Genomic DNA, 18,203 nt, shown 5'->3' on the forward strand with positions numbered 1-18,203 from the left:
GAATCCTCTCTCATTCGGGAGGGGATAATAGATGATTCATTCTTTTCTAATCATCAAGCGTTATCCTACATTTAGGTATGAATCAATTGCAAAAAAATGCCGACAGAAACTGACTTTACTCAAATTTTAGAAAAACTAGAGCATAAAATTGAAACTGGTCAAACTCGTACAGAAGCAAAGCTAGATCAATTGATGAATTGCATTGAAGTTTTAGAAGTTGGACAAGCCAGATTAGAAGAAAAAATGAATGGGATGAACCAACGTTTTGAAGCAATCGACAAACGTTTTGAAGCTTCAGATCAACGTTTTAATCGCATTGAAGACAACCTGAAACGGCAAGATAATCGCTTGTGGGGGTTTTTGGTAGCCTTTGGCATTGCCCTCCTCGGGTTACTTGCGAAATACGCTTTTTTTATGCCAAAAGTCTAATCAAGCCGTGCTTAAACTCACTCAACAACAGCAAGAACAAATGTATCGTCACGCCCAGCACACTTATCCCGAAGAGTGTTGTGGGATTTTATTCGGAACGTTTCAAGCGAATCGAGAAACCATTGTCACAGAAGTGTGGGAAACGGAAAATGCTTGGGAAGTAGAAAGTCAACGGTTTGAAGCCGTATGCCCGGAAGCTGCTGATGACGGACTGAGTAAGCGCAACCGCTTTACGATTGATCCGGCAGTCCTTTTAAAGGCACAGAAATATGCCCGTACTCATCATTTAAGTATTGTCGGCATTTATCACTCTCATCCTGACCACACCACCGATCCTTCAGAATTTGATCGCGCGATCGCGTGGGATACCTATTCTTACCTCATTATGTCAGTACAAGACGGAACTGTTGTTGATTGTTGCAGTTGGATTTTAGATGAGCAACAACAATTTCAAGAAGAAATAATTGTAACAGAAGGTTGCCATTAACCCAACCCAGCCCTTATCCTAAAATACCGCACGGCTATCTCAATTAGTCAGCAGCGGCGATATTATCCTGAATACGTCGCCCCATCTCCTTCCCGTAGCACAATAGTAGATAGCAAATTAACACCTTATCGGGCGTGAGACCACTATGCTCAATCCAAACCTAGAAGAAATCGAACTCAACAAAGAAGAATACGAACGGTATTCTCGTCACATTATCCTCCCAGAAGTCGGACTAGAAGGGCAAAAACGCCTGAAAGCAGCCAGTGTTGTTTGTATCGGGACTGGTGGACTCGGTTCTCCCCTTCTGCTATATTTAGCAGCAGCCGGTATCGGACGCATTGGCATTGTTGATTTTGACATTGTGGATCGCTCCAACTTACAACGTCAAATTATCCACGGTACTGCCAAAGTCGGTCAACCCAAGCTAGAATCAGCCAAACAGCGCATCCTTGATATCAATCCGTTTTGTCAAGTTGACCTCTACAATACCCGCATTAGTTCTGACAATGCTCTGGAAATTCTCAAGCCTTATGATGTGGTTGTCGATGGAACGGATAATTTCCCCACTCGTTACTTAGTGAATGATGCTTGTGTTTTACTCGGTAAGCCGAATGTTTATGGCTCGATTTTCCGCTTTGAAGGGCAAGCCAGCGTTTTTAATTACCAAGAAGGACCTAACTACCGCGATGTCTTTCCTGAACCCCCACCGCCGGGAATGGTTCCCTCTTGTGCTGAAGGGGGTGTTTTAGGTGTTCTATGTGGTGTCATTGGGTCGATTCAAGCCACAGAAACGATTAAGGTCATTCTTGGCATGAATACAACTCTCAGTGGACGTTTGTTGCTTTATAATGCACAAACCATGACTTTCCGAGAATTAAAACTTCGTCCTAATCCAGAACGTCCTGAAATTAAAGAACTCATTGACTATGAACAGTTCTGTGGCATTCCGCAAATGCAAGAACAAGAAACCGATGTTCCTGAAATGACGGTTCAAGAGTTGAAGCAGTTAATGGAACAAAAAGCGAATGACTACGTTCTGATTGATGTGCGCAACCCCAATGAATACGAAATTGCGAAAATTCCTGGGGCAACCCTCATTCCCCTGTCGGAAATTGAAGATGGAAGTGGCGTGGAAAAAGTGAAACAACTGACCAATGGTCATCGTTTGATTGCTCACTGCAAGATGGGCGGACGTTCTGCCAAAGCCCTGCAGATCTTGAAAGACGCTGGAATTGAAGGGACAAATCTCAAGGGCGGAATTCGTGCTTGGAGTCAAGAGGTGGATTCTTCTGTTCCAGAATACTAATACCTCTGGTCTGAATTAGGAAAAAAGCGAGGAGAAGACCCAAGATAAAAATTACAGGAGTCACCGTAAAGCCAACGTGCTTCAGCGGTTAGATATAAGGTGAGTGAGTTGAGGGGCTCAATGCCCCGATAACAAACAATCTCAATCCTTTCTTGGCTCCTTACATATTTTTTGATTGTATCCCCAGACACTTAACCCGCTGTTGATACAAAATAGCTTCTTGTCCACAAGCTCGGCAGCTTCTTCTTCAACCAAGGAAATTCTCTAGTCATACCACCACCTAACTTCAAAAAGACTGCCGCACCTTTGATTTTACCCACCCACACTCGAAAAATTGAGCAAACGATGAGTTTGAACTGGCTGAATGATTTTGTGATGATTTTTATTAGTCTAAACTACAGTTAAGTTGTTACCAATGGGGGGAGGGGCTTCATAATCAGTTGAAAGTGAAGTCCTCTTTCAAGAGGCCATATTTTTGAGCGGATGGGAAGGATAAAAGCCCCATGTTTAGAATTGATGAGAAAATGATCCATTATTGTGGCATTTGCCGAAATTATGGTTAGTTATGATTGGTTAGTCATTGGCGGTGGCATAACGGGAAGTGCCCTCGCTTACGAATTGCAAGCTCAAGGGGCAACCGTTTTATTATTAGAACTCAGTCCAACTTTAGAGAATGCAACCCGTTACAGCTATGGCGGACTCCCATTTTGGTCAGGGACTTCCCCAGAGATGAGAAAACTGTGTGCAGATGGACTCCAACTGCATCGCGATCTCCCGCAAATTCTCGATCAAGATACAGAGTTTCGTGAAATCAATCTGTTATTAACCATTAGAAACAATGAGTCGCCCCAAGAGAGTATTAAGCAATATCAGAACTGTGACATTCCGCCGCAACTATTAAGTGTAGAAGAAAGCTGCGAATTAGAACCGCTTTTGAATCCCAGCGCGATCGCGGGTGCAATTTGTTTTCCCCACGGTCATATTAACCCCCAAAAAACGAATGAAGCTTATCTCCAAACCTTTACTCGTCTCGGCGGTACTATCACTTATGAAGCCGTCAATTCCTTCCAATGGCAAAAGGAAAAAGTCGTCGGTGTGAATACGGCTAAAAATCGCTATTCTGCTGAAAATACGGTCCTGTGTGCAGGGGGGTTAACCCGTGAGTTATTAACCTCAATTGGGGTTAAACGTCCCCTTTACTTTACTCACGCCGAACTCTTAGAAACCCCACCCCTGGATCTCGAATTAAAAACGTTAATTATGCCTGCTAATGATCAACGGTTGGGCTTAGAAAGCGCTGCCACTAACCCAGAAAAAGAACCTTTGTGGGATCAATCAGGACAGAAACTGGCGTCACCGGTGATGGATCCAGGAGCGATTCAATTTCGCGATCGGCATTTGTGTATTGGTCAAATTAGTCGGACAATGAGTGATCCAGAAGCCACTGTTGATCCGGCAGCAAGTGAGGCATGGCTACGGAAAGAAATCGGAACCTTATTACCCGCCTTAAAAGATGTTCCTGCCCAATGGCACCATTGTCTGATTGCCTTTAGCCCAAATCGGGAATCTGTTGTTGGGAAGGTGGGACATTACGAAGGCATCCATATTTTTTCCGGTTTTACCAGTACTCTTTTATTGGCACCGGTTCTCGCACAACAGTTTGCCTCCTCTGCTCGTTAACTGGTCAAGGTCTTATCGACGGTACTGAACAAAAAAGCGCAAAACTTGTGACTGCTAACTTTTTTTAAATAAGAATTGAAACGACTTTAGCGAAAAAGCGGGAGGAAACTTATGCCCTAAGAGACTGATTTAATGTTAATTTGTCTTTAGTCTAATTGGTGTGAGACGACCATGAAAATTACGTTGGAAGTCTTCTGATGCACATTGAGATCAAATGAACCCTTTATGCCTAAACTTACCTTAAATGCGCAACATCGATGTTTCGGTGGCAGTGTCAGTTACTACCAGCATTCCTCCCAAGTGTGTCATGGACCGATGCGGTTTTCCCTGTTTTTGCCACCTCAAGCTAAGGATCATTCGGTTCCGATCTTGTATTTCCTCTCCGGTTTAACCTGCACAGAAGAGAATTTTACGGTAAAATCAGGCGTCCAAAGAGATGCAGCCGAACTCGGAATGGCCATTATCGCTCCTGATACTAGCCCTCGTAATACTGGTATTCTAGGAGAGGAGACGGATTACGATTTAGGAACAGGCGCAGGATTTTACGTGGATGCCACCGAATCGCCTTGGCAAGCACATTATCAAATGTATAGCTACGTTGTGGAAGAATTACCGCGTTTAGTGGAAAGTGAATTCCCGATTCTTCCAGACAAATGCGGGATTTTTGGACATTCGATGGGTGGACATGGCGCCTTGATTTGTGCCTTGCGTAACCCAAACCGTTATCTTTCTGTATCAGCCTTTGCGCCAATTGCTGCGCCAAAACAATGTGCGTGGGGGCAAAAGGCATTTAGTTATTATTTAGGGAACAATGAAAGGCTTTGGCAGGATTATGATGCAACGGAGTTAGTCCAGCAAAAAACTTGGGTGGATAAACCAATTTTAATTGACCAAGGAACCGAAGATAATTTTTTAGCGCAGCAGCAACTGTTACCGGAAAAGTTCGCAGCAGCCTGCAAAAGTGTAGGACAGCCTCTAAACTTACACTATCAAGAAGGCTATGATCATAGCTACTTTTTTATAATGAGTTTTATGAGAAAACATCTCGAGCATCATGCTCAATTTCTCCTCGGTTAAAAAAGAGCACAATGCCACATTTATTCACAAACCGTCCGCGTCAATATACCCTCTTCACTCAAAAAAAGCTCGGTATCAGCTACTTGAACTGGGAATTAACCAATGGGATTCTTTACATCATCGGCGGCATCACATTTGTCATTGGGAGCGTATTTTTCCTACCTCAATATGAAGAATTTTTGGATATTGGGGCTTGGATCTTCTTTGGGGGGTCAATTATTTATTTGATTGTCACCGGTCAAGATTTGTGGGAGTCCTTACATTATCTCCGGTCTCAGCCTCTTTTAAGCATTTGGGATTGGCTAGAGTTTTTAGCTGCTAATGTTTATATTGTCGGCACAATTCTTTTCATTGTTGGTAGTCTTTTCTTTTTATCAGAAATTCATATGATTGTTTTCGGCAGCTGGTGCTTTATTATTGGCAGTTTTCTCTTTTTAGTGGGAGCGTGCATTAATATTATCGAAATTCTGCAAGCAACCTCATTGATTAAATTGCAGTTACTTAATATTACTGCCATTACGTTTGCCTTAGGTTCAACGCTGTTCTTAGTAGCATCCATTCCTTACTTATGGCAACCCTTAGATATGCAGGAACAGTGGTTACTGTTTACCTATGTTGCTTGGGAATACATTGTCGGTAGTATTTTATTTTTAGTCGGCGGAATCATTAATTATTACCGCGTCTATCGTAATTTTCAGCAATTCCTGAATTAATCAGGTCGTACCCCAACACAATAAAGGATTAATTAGAGTAGCAATTTCAGATCACAGCTATTTCTAATTAACCCAATTGCTGCTTAATTCTATAGTCGGCAGAATAAGCTACCTCAATTTTTATGATTCGTTGCCATTCCAGAGTTTGAGGCCGTCTTGAAGGTCTTGAAAATTCCGCTCAGATACAATTATTCTTTCTTCGGTGACAATAACATAATCATGTTGCGACCTTCTCGTTTTGGGGACTGCTGAATTTCTGCGGTTTCTTTGAGGTCTGCAGCCATTCGTTCTAATAAGTCTTTGGCCAGATCAATGTGTTGAATTTCTCTGCCACGGAAGTTGATTGTCGCTTTAACTTTATCTCCTCCTTTCAGGAAGCGCTTAGCTTGGTTGACCCGCACTTCATAGTCATGCTCGTCAATTTTATACCGCATTTTAACTTCCTTAACTTCGGCGTTGTGTTGTTTCTTTTTCGCTTCCCTGGCTCGACGTTCCTGCTCGTACTTATACTTGCCATAGTCCATGATTCGGCAAACCGGCGGATCTGCTTTGTCACTGACCAGAACCAAGTCAAGATCTCGGTCTTCAGCAATTTTTTGAGCTTCGTCAGGGGTGAGAATTCCGAGTTGTTCTCCTTCGCTGTCAATGACGCGAATTTTCGGAAAACGAATATTTTCGTTGATTTGGGGAAGCTGGCGGTTGCGTTTTTTATTCTTCACAGGCGTTTATGGAAATTCAGTTAGGCTTAAATTTAGGTCTCACAATATAAGGTTATTCCCTTGCCATTGTAATAATCCTGTTGGAATTTTTGCCAAATGTTAACACAAAAGTAACAGATACAATTGAGTGATGAGTAAGCAAACAAAAGTAGATTTGGGAAGACAACGCGATTGGGTTTGGCGAGGTTGGCAAATTCGCTATACTTACTTACGATCGCGCTCCCCGCAAGGACATCATAATCCGCCTATTCTCCTGGTTCACGGATTTGGCGCCGCGATCGCGCACTGGCGCTATAATCTTTCCCATCTCAGTGAAACCCATACGGTTTATGCTTTAGACTTATTAGGCTTTGGGGCATCTCGCAAAGCCGTTGCCCAATATAGTATGGAGTTTTGGGCGGAACAACTGTATCAATTCTGGCGAACACTCATTGGTTCCCCAGCGATTTTAATTGGCAATTCTTTGGGGTCACTGGTCAGTTTAACGGCCGCTGCCTACTATCCAAAAATGGCACAGGGGCTGATTTTGATTAATTTACCCGATGTTTCCATTCGTTCGGAGATGTTCCCGCCACCCCTGCAAAAAGTTGTCAGCGGGATTGAATCGATCTTTAGTGCCCCTTGGCTGTTACGGGGGTTATTCCCGATTTTACGATCGCGCTCGGTGATCCGCCGTTGGGCAAAAATTGCCTATCCGAAAGTGGCAACCTTAGATGAGGAATTAGTCGATATTTTAACCACTCCCCCTCAAGATGAATTTGCAGCAGATGCCTTTGTTGCGCTTGTGAAGTCGGCATTACATCCCCGTTTTGGCACTGCTGTCAAAGAATTGTTACCCAATTTAAAGATTCCCATCCTCTTACTGTGGGGAGAACAAGATCAGATGGTTCCGCCAAAACTAGCGCGCTCATTTGTTAATCTCAATCCTGATTTGGAATTAGTAATGCTGCCGCGAGTGGGTCATTGTCTCCATGACGAATGTCCTGACCAATTTCATGAAACCATATCACCTTGGTTAGTGGCAGTTTCCTCAGGAAGCACGGTTAAACAGCCTTGAAGAAAGACTGCTTCTTGGGTTAAATTCAGCGTTTTTAAATGGACTTGTGACCCTAAATTAAACTCAACTGGTGCAATGCTTTCTTCTGAATGAATTCCTTCTAATTTGACTGGAGAAATTAATAAATGTTGAGGACTATTGAGGGTGACTTCTGCTTGAAGTTTTATGGGAACAAAAGGAAAGAAAGATTGTTTTCCTTCGAGGATAAATTGATTGTGATCCAACGTAATTTTTTCCCAATGCAAAGCAGGAATAGCATCAGTTTTGAGCAGTAAAGACAGTAAATCTTTCACCCCGGACTGGAGAAGAGGAGAAGCCAAGGAGTGATTAAGATGAGTTTTCGTAATGCGGATATTGCCGGAAAGCGGAATCGGATTGAGCAATTGTAGGGGTTGCCCTTTGAAGACACTACTCACATTGACACAAATTTGTTCGGCAGTGAGAGAAATTTCATCGAACTGCAATCCCTGATAAATGGCAAAATCACTTTCTAAGAAAATTTGCGGAATAATTCCTCTTAATAATTGCTGATCACTACTTGTCAAGTGTAATTGCAAACCTTGCACAGTTTCTAATTGTGAATTGAGCCACACTTTTAAAGCCGGGGTCAAAATGGCGGTCAGAAAATAACTTTTTTTCCAGATCATCATTAAAGATCGAATCAACTTTGATTAGAATTAAAGTGGGTTAAGGAGTTTTCAAGTATGGAACGGGTACAAAAAATTCTCTCACAGTGGGGAATCGCTTCACGTCGCCAAGCGGAAAAAATGATGCGAGCCGGGCGCGTGCAAGTGAATGGCGAAGTAGCCGTACTCGGTCAAAAAATTGACCGGCAGCGCGATCGCGTCACTGTCGATGGCGAACCCATTACGCTTCAGGAACGCCCACAAAACCTTTATATCTTAATCAATAAACCCCTCGGTGTGGTTTCCACCTGTTGGGATCCCCAAAATCGCCGAACCGTGCTGGATTTACTCCCAAATTCATTAAATCACAGACAAGGATTACATCCAGTGGGTCGGCTGGATATTAACTCAACCGGGGCACTATTATTAACCAATGATGGAGATTTGACACTGCACCTGACCCATCCACGTTACCATTTACCCAAAACTTATGAGGTGTGGGTTGAACAGAATCCACCCGAGTCGGTGTTAGAACAATGGCGTCATGGCATCCTCCTCGATCAGAAAAAGACCTTACCTGCTGAGATTAACGTGTTAAAACAAGAACGTCAACGGACCCTCTTAGAAGTTACGCTGACCGAAGGGAGAAATCGGCAAATTCGGCGTGTTGCTGAACAGTTGGGGTTTCCGGTACTCGCTCTGCATCGTAGCGCGATCGGCGCCATCCATCTCAACAATCAAGATCAGTCTTTATCAAAATTGGGCAATTATCGTTTCTTAACAACTCAAGAAGTTGATTATCTTAAACAGCAGTCTTATCCCCATATCGCTAATTAAGATTATGTTTACTGACAAGAATCAAGGTTTACCTGCAACTTTTCAACAACAGCAAGTGGAAAAACTGAAAGAAATTGGATCACAGATCCATCAAGTCCGGATAAAACAATCTATGTCCATTGATGAAGTTGCTACTAAGACTCGCATTCAAGCACGATTGCTGGTTGCCATTGAGGAAGGGAATTTGGATGCGCTTCCAGAACCCGTTTACATACAAGGTCTGATCAAGCAATTTGCAGAAGCGCTCGGGTTAAATGGACGAGATTATGCAAGTGCTTTTCCAATTGGACAACAAACGTATACGATTAGCCCCTCTTGGCGACAACTGCCTGCTGCTCAACTGCGCCCTCTCCACTTGTACGTCATTTATATTTTATTGATTGTTGTTTCAGTCAGTGGTTTATCCTACTTGGTTGAACAACAATCAGCAGGGAATAATGCCAACCCACAATCATCTCAAGAACAAGTGAGCACAAAACCAACTGTCGAAACTCCCAATTCGCAATTAGCGATCGCGAACCCTCCCTCTGCCACGCCATCCTCTCCAGAAACTCAGACGCATCCAATTGAACTAAAAGTATCAATCAAAAAAGACGCTTGGGTGAGAGTCACCAGTGATGGCAAGACTGTGTATGAAGGGATCCTCTCTGCTGGCAATGAGAAGAGTTGGACCGCAAAACAATCCCTAACCCTTCGTACGGGCAATGCGGGAGGGGTGGTTGTTGAACCTAATCAACAATCGCCAACTGTTTTGGGCAATCTAGGAGAAGTCAAAGAAGTGGCGTATTTTCCTCAAGATTAATGAGATAAAGCAACCAGAGGAGAACCATCTGCCGATTCTAAAACAAATCCCGCATCTTCAATCATTTGCCAATCTTCTTCGGCTGCTTGTCCAGGAGTTGTCAAGTAATCAGCCACAAAAATCGAGTTAGCCGGATATAAGCCTAACGGTTGGAGAGAACGTAAGTGAACTTCTCTTCCCCCTGCAATCCGAATTTCTCGTTCCGGCAGGAGAAAACGGTATAAACATAAGACTCGCAAACAAAATTGTGGGGTTAACTTGGGTTTTTGGGTTTCTGATAAAGGAGTGCCGGGAATTGGAATCAGAAAATTAACCGGAATACTTGTGATATTTAGTTCTCTTAAAGCTAGAGCAAGATCAATAATATCCTCATTCGACTCTCCCATACCAATAATACCTCCTGAACAGGTAGTCATCCCGGCTTGATGAACGTGGTTGACTGTTGTGACGCGATCGCGAAACGTATGAGTCGAACAAATTGCCTCATGATAATTTTCTGAGGTATTCAGATTATGATTGACCCGATCCACACCCGCATCGGCTAACCGCTGCGCTTGCGTTTCATCGAGTAAGCCAACACAAGCACAAACTTTCAGATGATGTTGCGCTTTAATTGCTGTTACGGCTTCGCAAACCTTGCTGAGGAGAGACTCAGTGGGGGTGCGCCCAGAGGTCACGAGACAAAACGTTCCTGCTTTGAGTTCTGCCGCTTGTGCGGCGGCATCTAAAATTCTTTCTTTCGCTAAGAGGGGATATTTTTCAATTTCTGCGGTGGAAATTTTTGACTGAGAACAATAATGACAATCTTCTGGACATAAGCCGCTTTGGGCGTTGAGGAGAAAGTGCAGACGGACTCGGTTTTCCCAGTAGTGATAGCGTATACGATAAGCAGCAGCTAGCTGTGACAATAATTCTTCATTGGGGGCGGTTAATACCGCTTGGGCTTCTTTGCGGGTGAGGGTGTCTCCAGCGAGAACTTTCTCAGCTAAAGCATTCCAATCCATTTTGATCATGCGTTTAATTACAAGTTTTTGATCGCGCGACTTAAGATCCCATCTGCGCTAAATTCCAATCTGGGCGTAAATCCTGAGCGTGGCGCAGATAGGGGTGAACAATTTCCCAGTTGGGATTGGCGGTATTCACATGAATTAAAAAGCGAATACAACGAGATAAACTCCCTTCAACGTGCATCTGTTGCACATCGAGTAGGGCTACATTATCCCAATTTGGTCGTTCTCGTGCAATACTTGCGGGAAAAGTCGCATCTAAATCACGGGTTGTCGTAAAAACCGCACTAATGATATCACTGGGATCGAGGTGATTTCGAGCTTCTAGTTCGTCGAGCAGTTCGGTTACTGCTTCTCGAATCGCTTCTTCTGTGTTTGCAGAAGCTGTTGTTGCTCCACGAATTGCTCGCACTTTCCACTCCACCACGAAGTTTCCTCCCTTCTTTGCTTGATTGTGATGATTGAGTCTTTCTCCCCCTTATTTTAAGGGCGATAGAGCCATAATGGTTGTCCATTGGTTGCTAGTTCAAATTCTAGCCAATCTCTTGCTGTTTTCCAGGTAAGATTGGTGTCAACTTGATTGCGACCGGGTAAGAACCGTTGCAGGGGAGATTTCTTTTCTCCAATGGTGACACATTTCGTTTTTTCGGGGTCTAAACCAACCAGTTCAGCCAGCCAACGTTGGGCATCTTCCTCGCTACCGAGGCGATCAACAACCCCTAAAGCTTGGGCTTGTTCACCAGTGAAAATCCGTCCATCAGCAAAACCTTGTACCGCTTCCACACTGAGATGGCGAGCTTCCGCAACGGTTTGAACAAATTGATGGTAGCTCGTATCAATCAATGCTTGCAAAATGTGCTTTTCTTCGTCAGTGAGTTCGCGATCAAAGGACAAAATGTCTTTGTAAGGACCGGATTTAATGACTTTGAAAGAAACGCCTATTTTGTCGAGGAGTCGCTCTAAATTGTTCCCTCGCAAAATGACACCAATACTACCGGTTATCGTACCCGGATTAGCCACAATTTTTTCGGCACCCATTCCAACATAGACGCCTCCTGAGGCTGAGATATTGCCAAAACTGGCGACAATCTTAACCTTTCTTTGTAATTGTCTCAGGGCGCTATAAATTTCTTGTGAATCTCCTACTGTTCCTCCTGGAGAGTCGATGCGTAACAACAGGGCTTTCCATTTTTGTTCTTCTACTGTCTTGAGGGCTTTGAGGACTCGCTGGCGGGTTTCTGACGCGATCGCGCCGGTAATTTCAATCCGAGCAATTTTCTTTCCTCGTCGTTTCCCAATCAACCAAACCATAAATTTCTGTACGCCAATTTGAACTTTTTATTGTAACCCAACGATTCCATTCCTGATGGATTAGTGATCCCCAGGTGTTATGCAAGAATTCTTAATAAAACTATACAATAATGAAAAGCATTGTCTGAAAGCTAAATCAAATGGAAGTCAAACCCAAGCAACCGCCAAGCTCCCTATTCCCAATTGTACTCATTGCACCGTTTTTCCTCTGGGGAACCGCAATGGTGGCGATGAAGGGCGTTATTGCTGACACAACACCCTTATTTCTTGCGGGAATGCGTATCCTTCCTGCTGGCTTACTCGTTCTCCTCGCCGGGATTCTTTTTCAGCGTCCCCAACCGCGAGGATGGTTAGCCTGGGGATGGATTAGCTTGTTTGCTTTGGTTGATGGGACACTGTTTCAAGGGTTTTTAGCGGAAGGTTTAGTGCGTACCGGCGCTGGCATTGGTTCAGTGATGATCGATACCCAGCCCTTAACTGTGGCGCTACTGTCCAGTTTATTATTCGGCGATCGCGTGGGAAAAATTGGCTGGATCGGACTGTTTTTTGGCATTATCGGCGTCAGTTGCATTGGTTTACCGGATGAGTGGATTTGGCAGGGGTTACAGGGGAATTTTGCCAGTTTTGAGGTCAGCGGTTCTCGTTTGTTGGCTAGTGGCGAATGGTTAATGCTACTCGCATCACTGTCAATGGCCGTCGGAACGATTTTGATTCGCTATGTTTGTCACCACGCGGATGCGGTTATGGCAACGGGATGGCACATGATTTTAGGCGGGATTCCCCTGTTTGTGCTTTCCGGATGGCAGGAGACGCAGCAATGGCAAAATATTAGTTTTGATGGCTGGTTGGCGATTAGTTACGCCACCGTTTTTGGCAGCGCGATCGCGTATGGATTGTTTTTTTATTTAGCTTCGACTCGCAATTTAACCAGTTTTGCTGCCTTAACTTTTTTAACCCCGGTTTTTGCTTTATTATTTGGTAATTTATTACTATCGGAACAACTCAGCAGCTTACAATGGTTGGGCGTGGGTTTAACTTTGATTAGTATTTATTTAATTAATCAGCGCAATCGGTTTGCTTCGGTAACGAATGAACAAGAAGTCGAAATGAGTCAATCAGTCGTCACAGAAAGCGACGGGTGAAGCCCACTGCTTTGTCCTTAGTACAAATGATGAATCAATAGCGACCAAGGACACTCAATTTCACGAGCTTGAAGAAGAATTTCGGAAATGATTGTAGTTTTTAGAAGAGAAACGGCTTGCAAAATCAAAAGTGAATGATGGAGCGAAAAGAAGAATTTAACGAAGCCTATCAAAGAGGAAAATTAGCGTTAGAACGAGGACGCTATAAAGAAAGTATCGAGGAATTAGAACGCGCCAAAAAGCTGATTAATCCGCAGTCAAAATTAGGAGGAGAGGTGCGGATTTGGTTGGTCAGTGCCTATCAAGCTGCGGGTCAAATCGAGAGCGCGATCGCGCTTTGTCAAGATTTAGCCAAACATCCGTCTGGAGAAATTCGTAAGCAAAGTGAGCGCATTCTCTACATTTTAAAGGCACCCGCCCTCAAACGCCCTGATGAATGGTTAACGAAAATTCCAGACTTATCTCAACTCTCAGAAGACGATACTAAAACGAGTCAGTATCGACCGGCAGGTCGTGTTAAACCGCGCCGTCGGAAACTGCCAGAACCAGAACCCATTGATCCCAGTGAAATTAATCGCAAAGATAATAATTTTATTTGGGTGGCTTTAATCGGAATTATTCTCTTATTTTTGGTTTTTCGCTAATCGTTTTTCTGCCCTAACATGGGTCATGGCTTCGGCTAAATGTTTTTCTAATGTCGCTTGCGGGAGAGGCCCTTTTAAGTGCGACCAGGGCAGAATTTGCTCCGTTTCCCAGTCTTGATGAACATAGTATTCGAGAGGGGGTAATTGTCCTTTTAATTCCTTAAATGCCCGTTTATAACTCCCCACAGAATCCCCATATTCACGAGTGAGTTCTAGCAGAGGCGTTAACCGCCGATCTCCGCGAGAGATCAATGCTTGAATGACTGACCAATTATAACTTTCCGGTCGAAAATCAATCCCGCGCGATCGCAGCTTTTTCTGTAAGAAATTGAGGCGTTTTTTACTATCTTTATTCACGCCAAACCATTGGAAAGGGGTGTGGGATTTGGGAACAAAGGTGGAACAACCGAGGGTTAATTTTAAGCCCGGCGCTGCTTTTTTGATTGCTGCCATCATCTCAACCGTTGCTTCAATATCTTCTTCTTTTTCACCGGGAATACCAACCATACCATAAAGTTTCAGGGCTTTTAAGCCTCCGGCTTGGGCATTGATTGCCGCTTGAATAATCTCTTCATTATTCAGTTTTTTATTAATAATTTGGCGGACGTTTTCTGAACCACTTTCCACCGCAATGGTTAAGGATCGCGCATCGCGACTAGCTAAAATTTGCGCAAATTTTTCCGTCACAGTATTGGTTCGGACTGAGGAAACGCTTAAACAGACATCCTCATATTCGGGGCGAGATAAATAGTTTAATAAATCCTCAAATTCAGGATGCTGGGTGACAGAAGCCCCTAACAAACCTAAGCGATTCGTGACTTTTAAACCCGATTCAATGGCTGGAATCAGTGACCCTTCTAAACTCGCTTTTCGGAACGGTAATGTGAGATAACTCGCTAAACAAAACCGACACATTTCCGGACAACTCCGGACCACTTCCACCATATAAATATTTTCCCAAGCGGCATTTTCGGTAACGACAGTGGAAGCCGATAGAGTATTGCCCCGATAAGTTTGTTTTTCAACTGTGTTTGGAACACTGGTATCAATTGGGGAAATGTGGCTAATTTTTCCCTCGGGTGACTCGTAATTAACCTCATATAAACAGGGAACATAAATGCCTGGAATTTGGGCAAAAGCATTTAATTTTGTTGCGCGATCGCGCCCTCGTACTTCTTTCGCGGTTGTAATTAAATTGGGCAGTAAATCTTCTCCATCCCCCAATAAAATGAGATCAAAAAATGCTGCAAACGGTTCCGGGTTAGCGGTTAAAACGGGCCCACCGCCAAAAATAAGCGGATGTTCATCACTTCTTTGATCACTGTGTAACGGAATATCAAATGCTTCTAAAAGATTGAGAATATTAATATAATCGAGTTCCCAAGAAACAGAAAAGCCGAACAATTCCGGATCGCGGGGTAAAGATTCCTGAGTATCTGTAAAAAGACGGCTTACCGCAACATCCTCGCGCTGGGCAAAGGTTGCCCAAATCACCTGATAACCTAAACTGGTAATGCCAATGGTGTAGGTGTTGGGAAACGCATAAATGACCGGTAAAGCATCGCTTTGAGGAGAAGCAGGGTTAAATAAGAGACGCTCTTGAGAAAAGACACTCACAGTAAAATGATTTTATATAGGGTACTCCTTTCCGATCTTAATAGCAGTGACCAGTAATCATTGAATCACAAAGATCAAGGGTCAAGGGTAGTTTAAAGTCCCTTTTTTCCCTCATCGACATTCTACTTCGTCTTTACTAATTAACTATGACAGTTACTCCCATTACTTTACCTACCCAAAATGAACTTCCCTGTGATGACGGCGTTCCCATGGAAACCCAACGGCATAAAATGCAAATGGATTTGCTGATTCATAGCCTCTATCCTTGGCTGGAAAAACGAGATAACGCCTACATTGGCGGTAATATGTTTATTTATTACAGTGCAGCCCAGATCAAAAATCAAGACTTCAAAGGACCTGATTTTTTTGCGGTGTTAGATGTGCCGAAAGTGGAACGGAAAAGTTGGGTGGTTTGGGAAGAAGGGAAAGCCCCGGATGTCGTCATTGAATTACTCTCGGATAGCACAATCGATAACGATAAAACGACTAAAAAGGATGTTTATCAAGACCAGATGCGCGTGCCCGAATACTTTTGGTATGATCCGTTCAATCCAGAAGATTTTGCTGGTTTTCGCTTGCATGGAAGAAACTATGAACCGTTAACTTGGGAAGAACCCGGCTATTTCTCGGAAGGCTTACAACTCTATCTCATCCGGTGGGAGGGAGACTATGAAGGAGTGACCGCCACTTGGATCCGATGGGCGGATCCAGAGGGCAATGTGCTACCCACCCGAGGAGAAATTGCCATACAAGCCCAAGCAGAAAACATGAAGCTGGCAGCGAAACTCCGTGAGTTAGGGATTGATCCGGATACCGTTTAAACTCCAAAGTGTAAAAAACGGTCGTAGAATCTGAATCTTTAATGAGGTGTAGGGAGTCACAATAGATAATAGCGTGGGGGAGGAGTGAGGTGTGAAAAAAACTTTTGCTAAACATTGGCTGTCTAAGCAGTTGATCTCATCAATGATCGGGGGTTGTTTGTTACTGATGATGGGAAATGCGAATGCAGCGCAACAAATTAAGGTTCGCATTGGTCCCTTAGAACGTGAAATTCAGGTGCAAGATTTAGAACAGTATGCGAGAACAGGAGAGGTTCCAGATTCCTTACAATTATTAAAACCTTTACTAACAAAAGAAGTGCAACATCTGTTAACCCGTCGCTTTGAGTTCGAGGAGGGAGTCGTGGATCGGTTTATTGTTGGCACTCTGCAATCACCGCAACTCGAACCGCTGATTGAACAGTTACAAACGGCGTTACCGGAAGCTGACCTGGAAGAATTAATGGTGGGGTTATACCTAGCGTTTCGGCAAGGAAGTGGCTTAAATGTTCTTGATTTTATTACCGCTTATCCGGAAGAAACGTTAACGGTTGATGCAACGGCTGCCGTTGCGTTGGGAGTACAAGTGAACCTCTCTTATCTTCAAAGTAAATTATTGGCCCCGATTCTGGCTCAAGAACTAAAAGTGGACTCTCGTTCCTCGTTTCGTCCTGATTTTGATCCCAGTGCAGCAGGGAATTATCAGTTTCGGGAACGGAGTTTATTTTTTCGGGATCATTTGCGCGAGCGAACAATCCTCACTGATTTTTATCTTCCAGAGGTTAAAGCGGGTCCACTGGTCATTTTGTCTCACGGCTACGCAGCAAATCGCCGTTTCCTAATTTATTTAGCGCAACATTTAGCCTCTCATGGCTATACAGTGGTGGCATTGGAACATCCGGGCAGTAATATTGACTTGTTATCTGATAGTGATTTTACTCTTAACCCCGGAGCGTTATTGTCACCTGAAGAATTACTGAATCGTCCGGAAGATATTAGCTTTCTCTTGGACGAACTAGGGGAACTGAACCATTATTCTCGGATGTTAGACAATCAATTTAATATAGAAAATGTAACAGTGATTGGTCATTCTCTCGGCGGTTACACGGCCTTGGCTTTAGCTGGAGGAGAATTAGACTTAAAAGCCGTTCGTCGCTTTTGTCGTCAGGTAACCCCCTTAGGACGGTCTCCTGCCGATTGGTTACAATGTGCCGGTGCAAAGTTGCCGAATAGCACGCTGCACTTGCGAGATCAACGGGTGAAACGAGTCATCGCTCTCAACCCGATGACCAGTCACTTGTTTGGGGAAGCAGGATTAGAAAATGTAGCGATCCCCACAGTTATTTTTAGTAGTAGCGAAGATACGATTACCCCGACTCTTACTAATCAACTGAAACCTTTTACCCAACTCTCAGGAGAAAAGTATCTCCTGACTGCCATTGGTGCGACTCACATGAGTGTCACCGATATTAAGAATATTCATAGTGCGATGGGAAGAGGCACCCTGGTTCCAGAAATCATGGGAAGAGAGGCGGAACCGCTACGCGGTTGGATTCGTGGGGTAACGTTGGCGTTTTTGAAGCAGGATAGTCCGCAAGCGAGAGAGTATGAACCGTTTCTCACCCCAGAATATGCGCAATTCCTCTCGACCCCTAACTTATCGTTTCGTTTAGCCGAAACAGTTCCCCCCACCTTAACCCCCTGGTTAGAAGGCATGGCTTGGACGCGCCAACGCTTGATTGTCAGAGGGGAACAATGGCGCGATCGCCCACGCAATACACCCATCGATCTTAATTTCCCAGCGCTGAGGACGCAGCAAGCCAGTAACGAATACTACCAAGGAGAGTTAAACCAGATCTTTACGGATCTTTCTAACGGACAAGGATAACGAACGGGACAACGGCAAAAGCTGTCCCGTCAAAGTAGTAATT

The 18,203-nt window shown here is 43.9% G+C and carries 19 protein-coding genes and 1 pseudogene; 13 read left to right on the forward strand and 7 right to left on the reverse strand.

Translation table 11 applies throughout. The features are described 5' to 3' along the window. Positions 1 to 96 precede the first annotated feature (96 nt). The 3 genes from GVY04_11790 (at position 97) to moeB (ending at position 2,222) form a co-directional block, all read left to right on the forward strand. A complete protein-coding gene (locus GVY04_11790) occupies positions 97 to 429 on the forward strand; it encodes a hypothetical protein (protein ID NBD16782.1) in 333 nt (110 codons plus the stop codon). A 7-nt stretch (positions 430 to 436) separates the two neighbouring features. Then, the gene (locus GVY04_11795) at positions 437 to 916 is read left to right on the forward strand and encodes a hypothetical protein (GenBank protein ID NBD16783.1); all 480 of its coding nucleotides are present in this window, start codon (positions 437 to 439) and stop codon (positions 914 to 916) included. Between the two features lie 145 nt (positions 917 to 1,061). Beyond that, entirely contained in the window at positions 1,062 to 2,222 is a 1,161-nt protein-coding gene (moeB, locus tag GVY04_11800) for a molybdopterin-synthase adenylyltransferase MoeB (protein ID NBD16784.1), read from the forward strand. A gap of 191 nt (positions 2,223 to 2,413) precedes the next feature. Here the strand turns inward: moeB and GVY04_11805 are convergent. After that, positions 2,414 to 2,494 (reverse strand): annotated as a pseudogene (locus GVY04_11805) (IS200/IS605 family transposase). A 283-nt stretch (positions 2,495 to 2,777) separates the two neighbouring features. On the opposite strand from GVY04_11805, the gene GVY04_11810 reads away from it, so the two are divergent. From GVY04_11810 to GVY04_11820, 3 genes are all read left to right on the forward strand, one after another. Further along, a complete protein-coding gene (locus tag GVY04_11810; protein NBD16785.1) occupies positions 2,778 to 3,902 on the forward strand; it encodes an FAD-dependent oxidoreductase in 1,125 nt (374 codons plus the stop codon). Between the two features lie 225 nt (positions 3,903 to 4,127). After that, positions 4,128 to 4,979 carry an S-formylglutathione hydrolase gene (gene fghA / locus GVY04_11815; GenBank protein ID NBD16786.1) on the forward strand — a complete coding sequence of 284 codons (852 nt, stop codon included), beginning with the start codon at positions 4,128 to 4,130 and terminating at the stop codon, positions 4,977 to 4,979. An 11-nt stretch (positions 4,980 to 4,990) separates the two neighbouring features. Further along, positions 4,991 to 5,692, forward strand: a complete 702-nt coding sequence (locus GVY04_11820; protein ID NBD16787.1) for a hypothetical protein — start codon at positions 4,991 to 4,993, stop codon at positions 5,690 to 5,692. Between the two features lie 188 nt (positions 5,693 to 5,880). Here the strand turns inward: GVY04_11820 and GVY04_11825 are convergent, their stop codons facing one another. Then, positions 5,881 to 6,411 carry a translation initiation factor IF-3 gene (locus GVY04_11825; protein NBD16788.1) on the reverse strand — a complete coding sequence of 177 codons (531 nt, stop codon included), beginning with the start codon at positions 6,409 to 6,411 and terminating at the stop codon, positions 5,881 to 5,883. Positions 6,412 to 6,541: 130 nt separating this feature from the next. On the opposite strand from GVY04_11825, the gene GVY04_11830 reads away from it, so the two are divergent. Further along, on the forward strand, positions 6,542 to 7,468 hold the full coding sequence (locus tag GVY04_11830) for an alpha/beta fold hydrolase (GenBank protein ID NBD16789.1): 927 nt from the start codon (positions 6,542 to 6,544) through the stop codon (positions 7,466 to 7,468). Here GVY04_11830 and GVY04_11835 read toward each other — a convergent pair. Beyond that, the gene (locus GVY04_11835; protein ID NBD16790.1) at positions 7,405 to 8,118 is read right to left on the reverse strand and encodes an LmeA family phospholipid-binding protein; all 714 of its coding nucleotides are present in this window, start codon (positions 8,116 to 8,118) and stop codon (positions 7,405 to 7,407) included. The genes GVY04_11830 and GVY04_11835 overlap by 64 nt on opposite strands. Before the next feature lie 54 nt (positions 8,119 to 8,172). On the opposite strand from GVY04_11835, the gene GVY04_11840 reads away from it, so the two are divergent. Both GVY04_11840 and GVY04_11845 read left to right on the forward strand, forming a co-directional pair. Further along, entirely contained in the window at positions 8,173 to 8,931 is a 759-nt protein-coding gene (locus GVY04_11840; GenBank protein ID NBD16791.1) for a pseudouridine synthase, read from the forward strand. 4 nt (positions 8,932 to 8,935) lie between these two features. After that, the gene (locus tag GVY04_11845; protein NBD16792.1) at positions 8,936 to 9,733 is read left to right on the forward strand and encodes a DUF4115 domain-containing protein; all 798 of its coding nucleotides are present in this window, start codon (positions 8,936 to 8,938) and stop codon (positions 9,731 to 9,733) included. Here the strand turns inward: GVY04_11845 and bioB are convergent. From bioB to sppA, 3 genes are read right to left on the reverse strand one after another with little or no spacing between them, the layout of a single operon-like run. After that, positions 9,730 to 10,746, reverse strand: a complete 1,017-nt coding sequence (gene bioB, locus GVY04_11850; GenBank protein NBD16793.1) for a biotin synthase BioB — start codon at positions 10,744 to 10,746, stop codon at positions 9,730 to 9,732. The two genes, GVY04_11845 and bioB, sit on opposite strands and share 4 nt — an antisense overlap. Positions 10,747 to 10,777: 31 nt before the next feature. After that, positions 10,778 to 11,167 carry a chorismate mutase gene (aroH, locus tag GVY04_11855; protein ID NBD16794.1) on the reverse strand — a complete coding sequence of 130 codons (390 nt, stop codon included), beginning with the start codon at positions 11,165 to 11,167 and terminating at the stop codon, positions 10,778 to 10,780. Between the two features lie 56 nt (positions 11,168 to 11,223). Next, on the reverse strand, positions 11,224 to 12,051 hold the full coding sequence (gene sppA, locus GVY04_11860) for a signal peptide peptidase SppA (protein ID NBD16795.1): 828 nt from the start codon (positions 12,049 to 12,051) through the stop codon (positions 11,224 to 11,226). A gap of 140 nt (positions 12,052 to 12,191) precedes the next feature. On the opposite strand from sppA, the gene GVY04_11865 reads away from it, so the two are divergent. Together GVY04_11865 and GVY04_11870 are read left to right on the forward strand one after the other, a co-directional pair. Then, on the forward strand, positions 12,192 to 13,193 hold the full coding sequence (locus tag GVY04_11865; protein ID NBD16796.1) for an EamA family transporter: 1,002 nt from the start codon (positions 12,192 to 12,194) through the stop codon (positions 13,191 to 13,193). A 137-nt stretch (positions 13,194 to 13,330) separates the two neighbouring features. Then, the gene (locus GVY04_11870) at positions 13,331 to 13,837 is read left to right on the forward strand and encodes a tetratricopeptide repeat protein (protein ID NBD16797.1); all 507 of its coding nucleotides are present in this window, start codon (positions 13,331 to 13,333) and stop codon (positions 13,835 to 13,837) included. On the opposite strand, the gene GVY04_11875 is transcribed toward GVY04_11870, so the two are convergent. Beyond that, on the reverse strand, positions 13,817 to 15,454 hold the full coding sequence (locus tag GVY04_11875) for a radical SAM protein (protein NBD16798.1): 1,638 nt from the start codon (positions 15,452 to 15,454) through the stop codon (positions 13,817 to 13,819). The genes GVY04_11870 and GVY04_11875 overlap by 21 nt on opposite strands. Before the next feature lie 146 nt (positions 15,455 to 15,600). Here GVY04_11875 and GVY04_11880 point away from each other — a divergent pair, with 146 nt between their 5' ends. Together GVY04_11880 and GVY04_11885 are read left to right on the forward strand one after the other, a co-directional pair. Continuing rightward, positions 15,601 to 16,275 carry a Uma2 family endonuclease gene (locus GVY04_11880; protein NBD16799.1) on the forward strand — a complete coding sequence of 225 codons (675 nt, stop codon included), beginning with the start codon at positions 15,601 to 15,603 and terminating at the stop codon, positions 16,273 to 16,275. 142 nt (positions 16,276 to 16,417) lie between these two features. Continuing rightward, positions 16,418 to 18,160 (forward strand): alpha/beta fold hydrolase, encoded by a 1,743-nt coding sequence (locus GVY04_11885; GenBank protein ID NBD16800.1) that lies wholly within the window; start codon positions 16,418 to 16,420, stop codon positions 18,158 to 18,160. The last annotated feature ends 43 nt before the right edge of the window (positions 18,161 to 18,203 follow it).

Source organism: Cyanobacteria bacterium GSL.Bin1 (assembly GCA_009909085.1).
In the GTDB taxonomy this organism is placed as follows: Bacteria; Cyanobacteriota; Cyanobacteriia; order Cyanobacteriales; family Rubidibacteraceae; genus Halothece.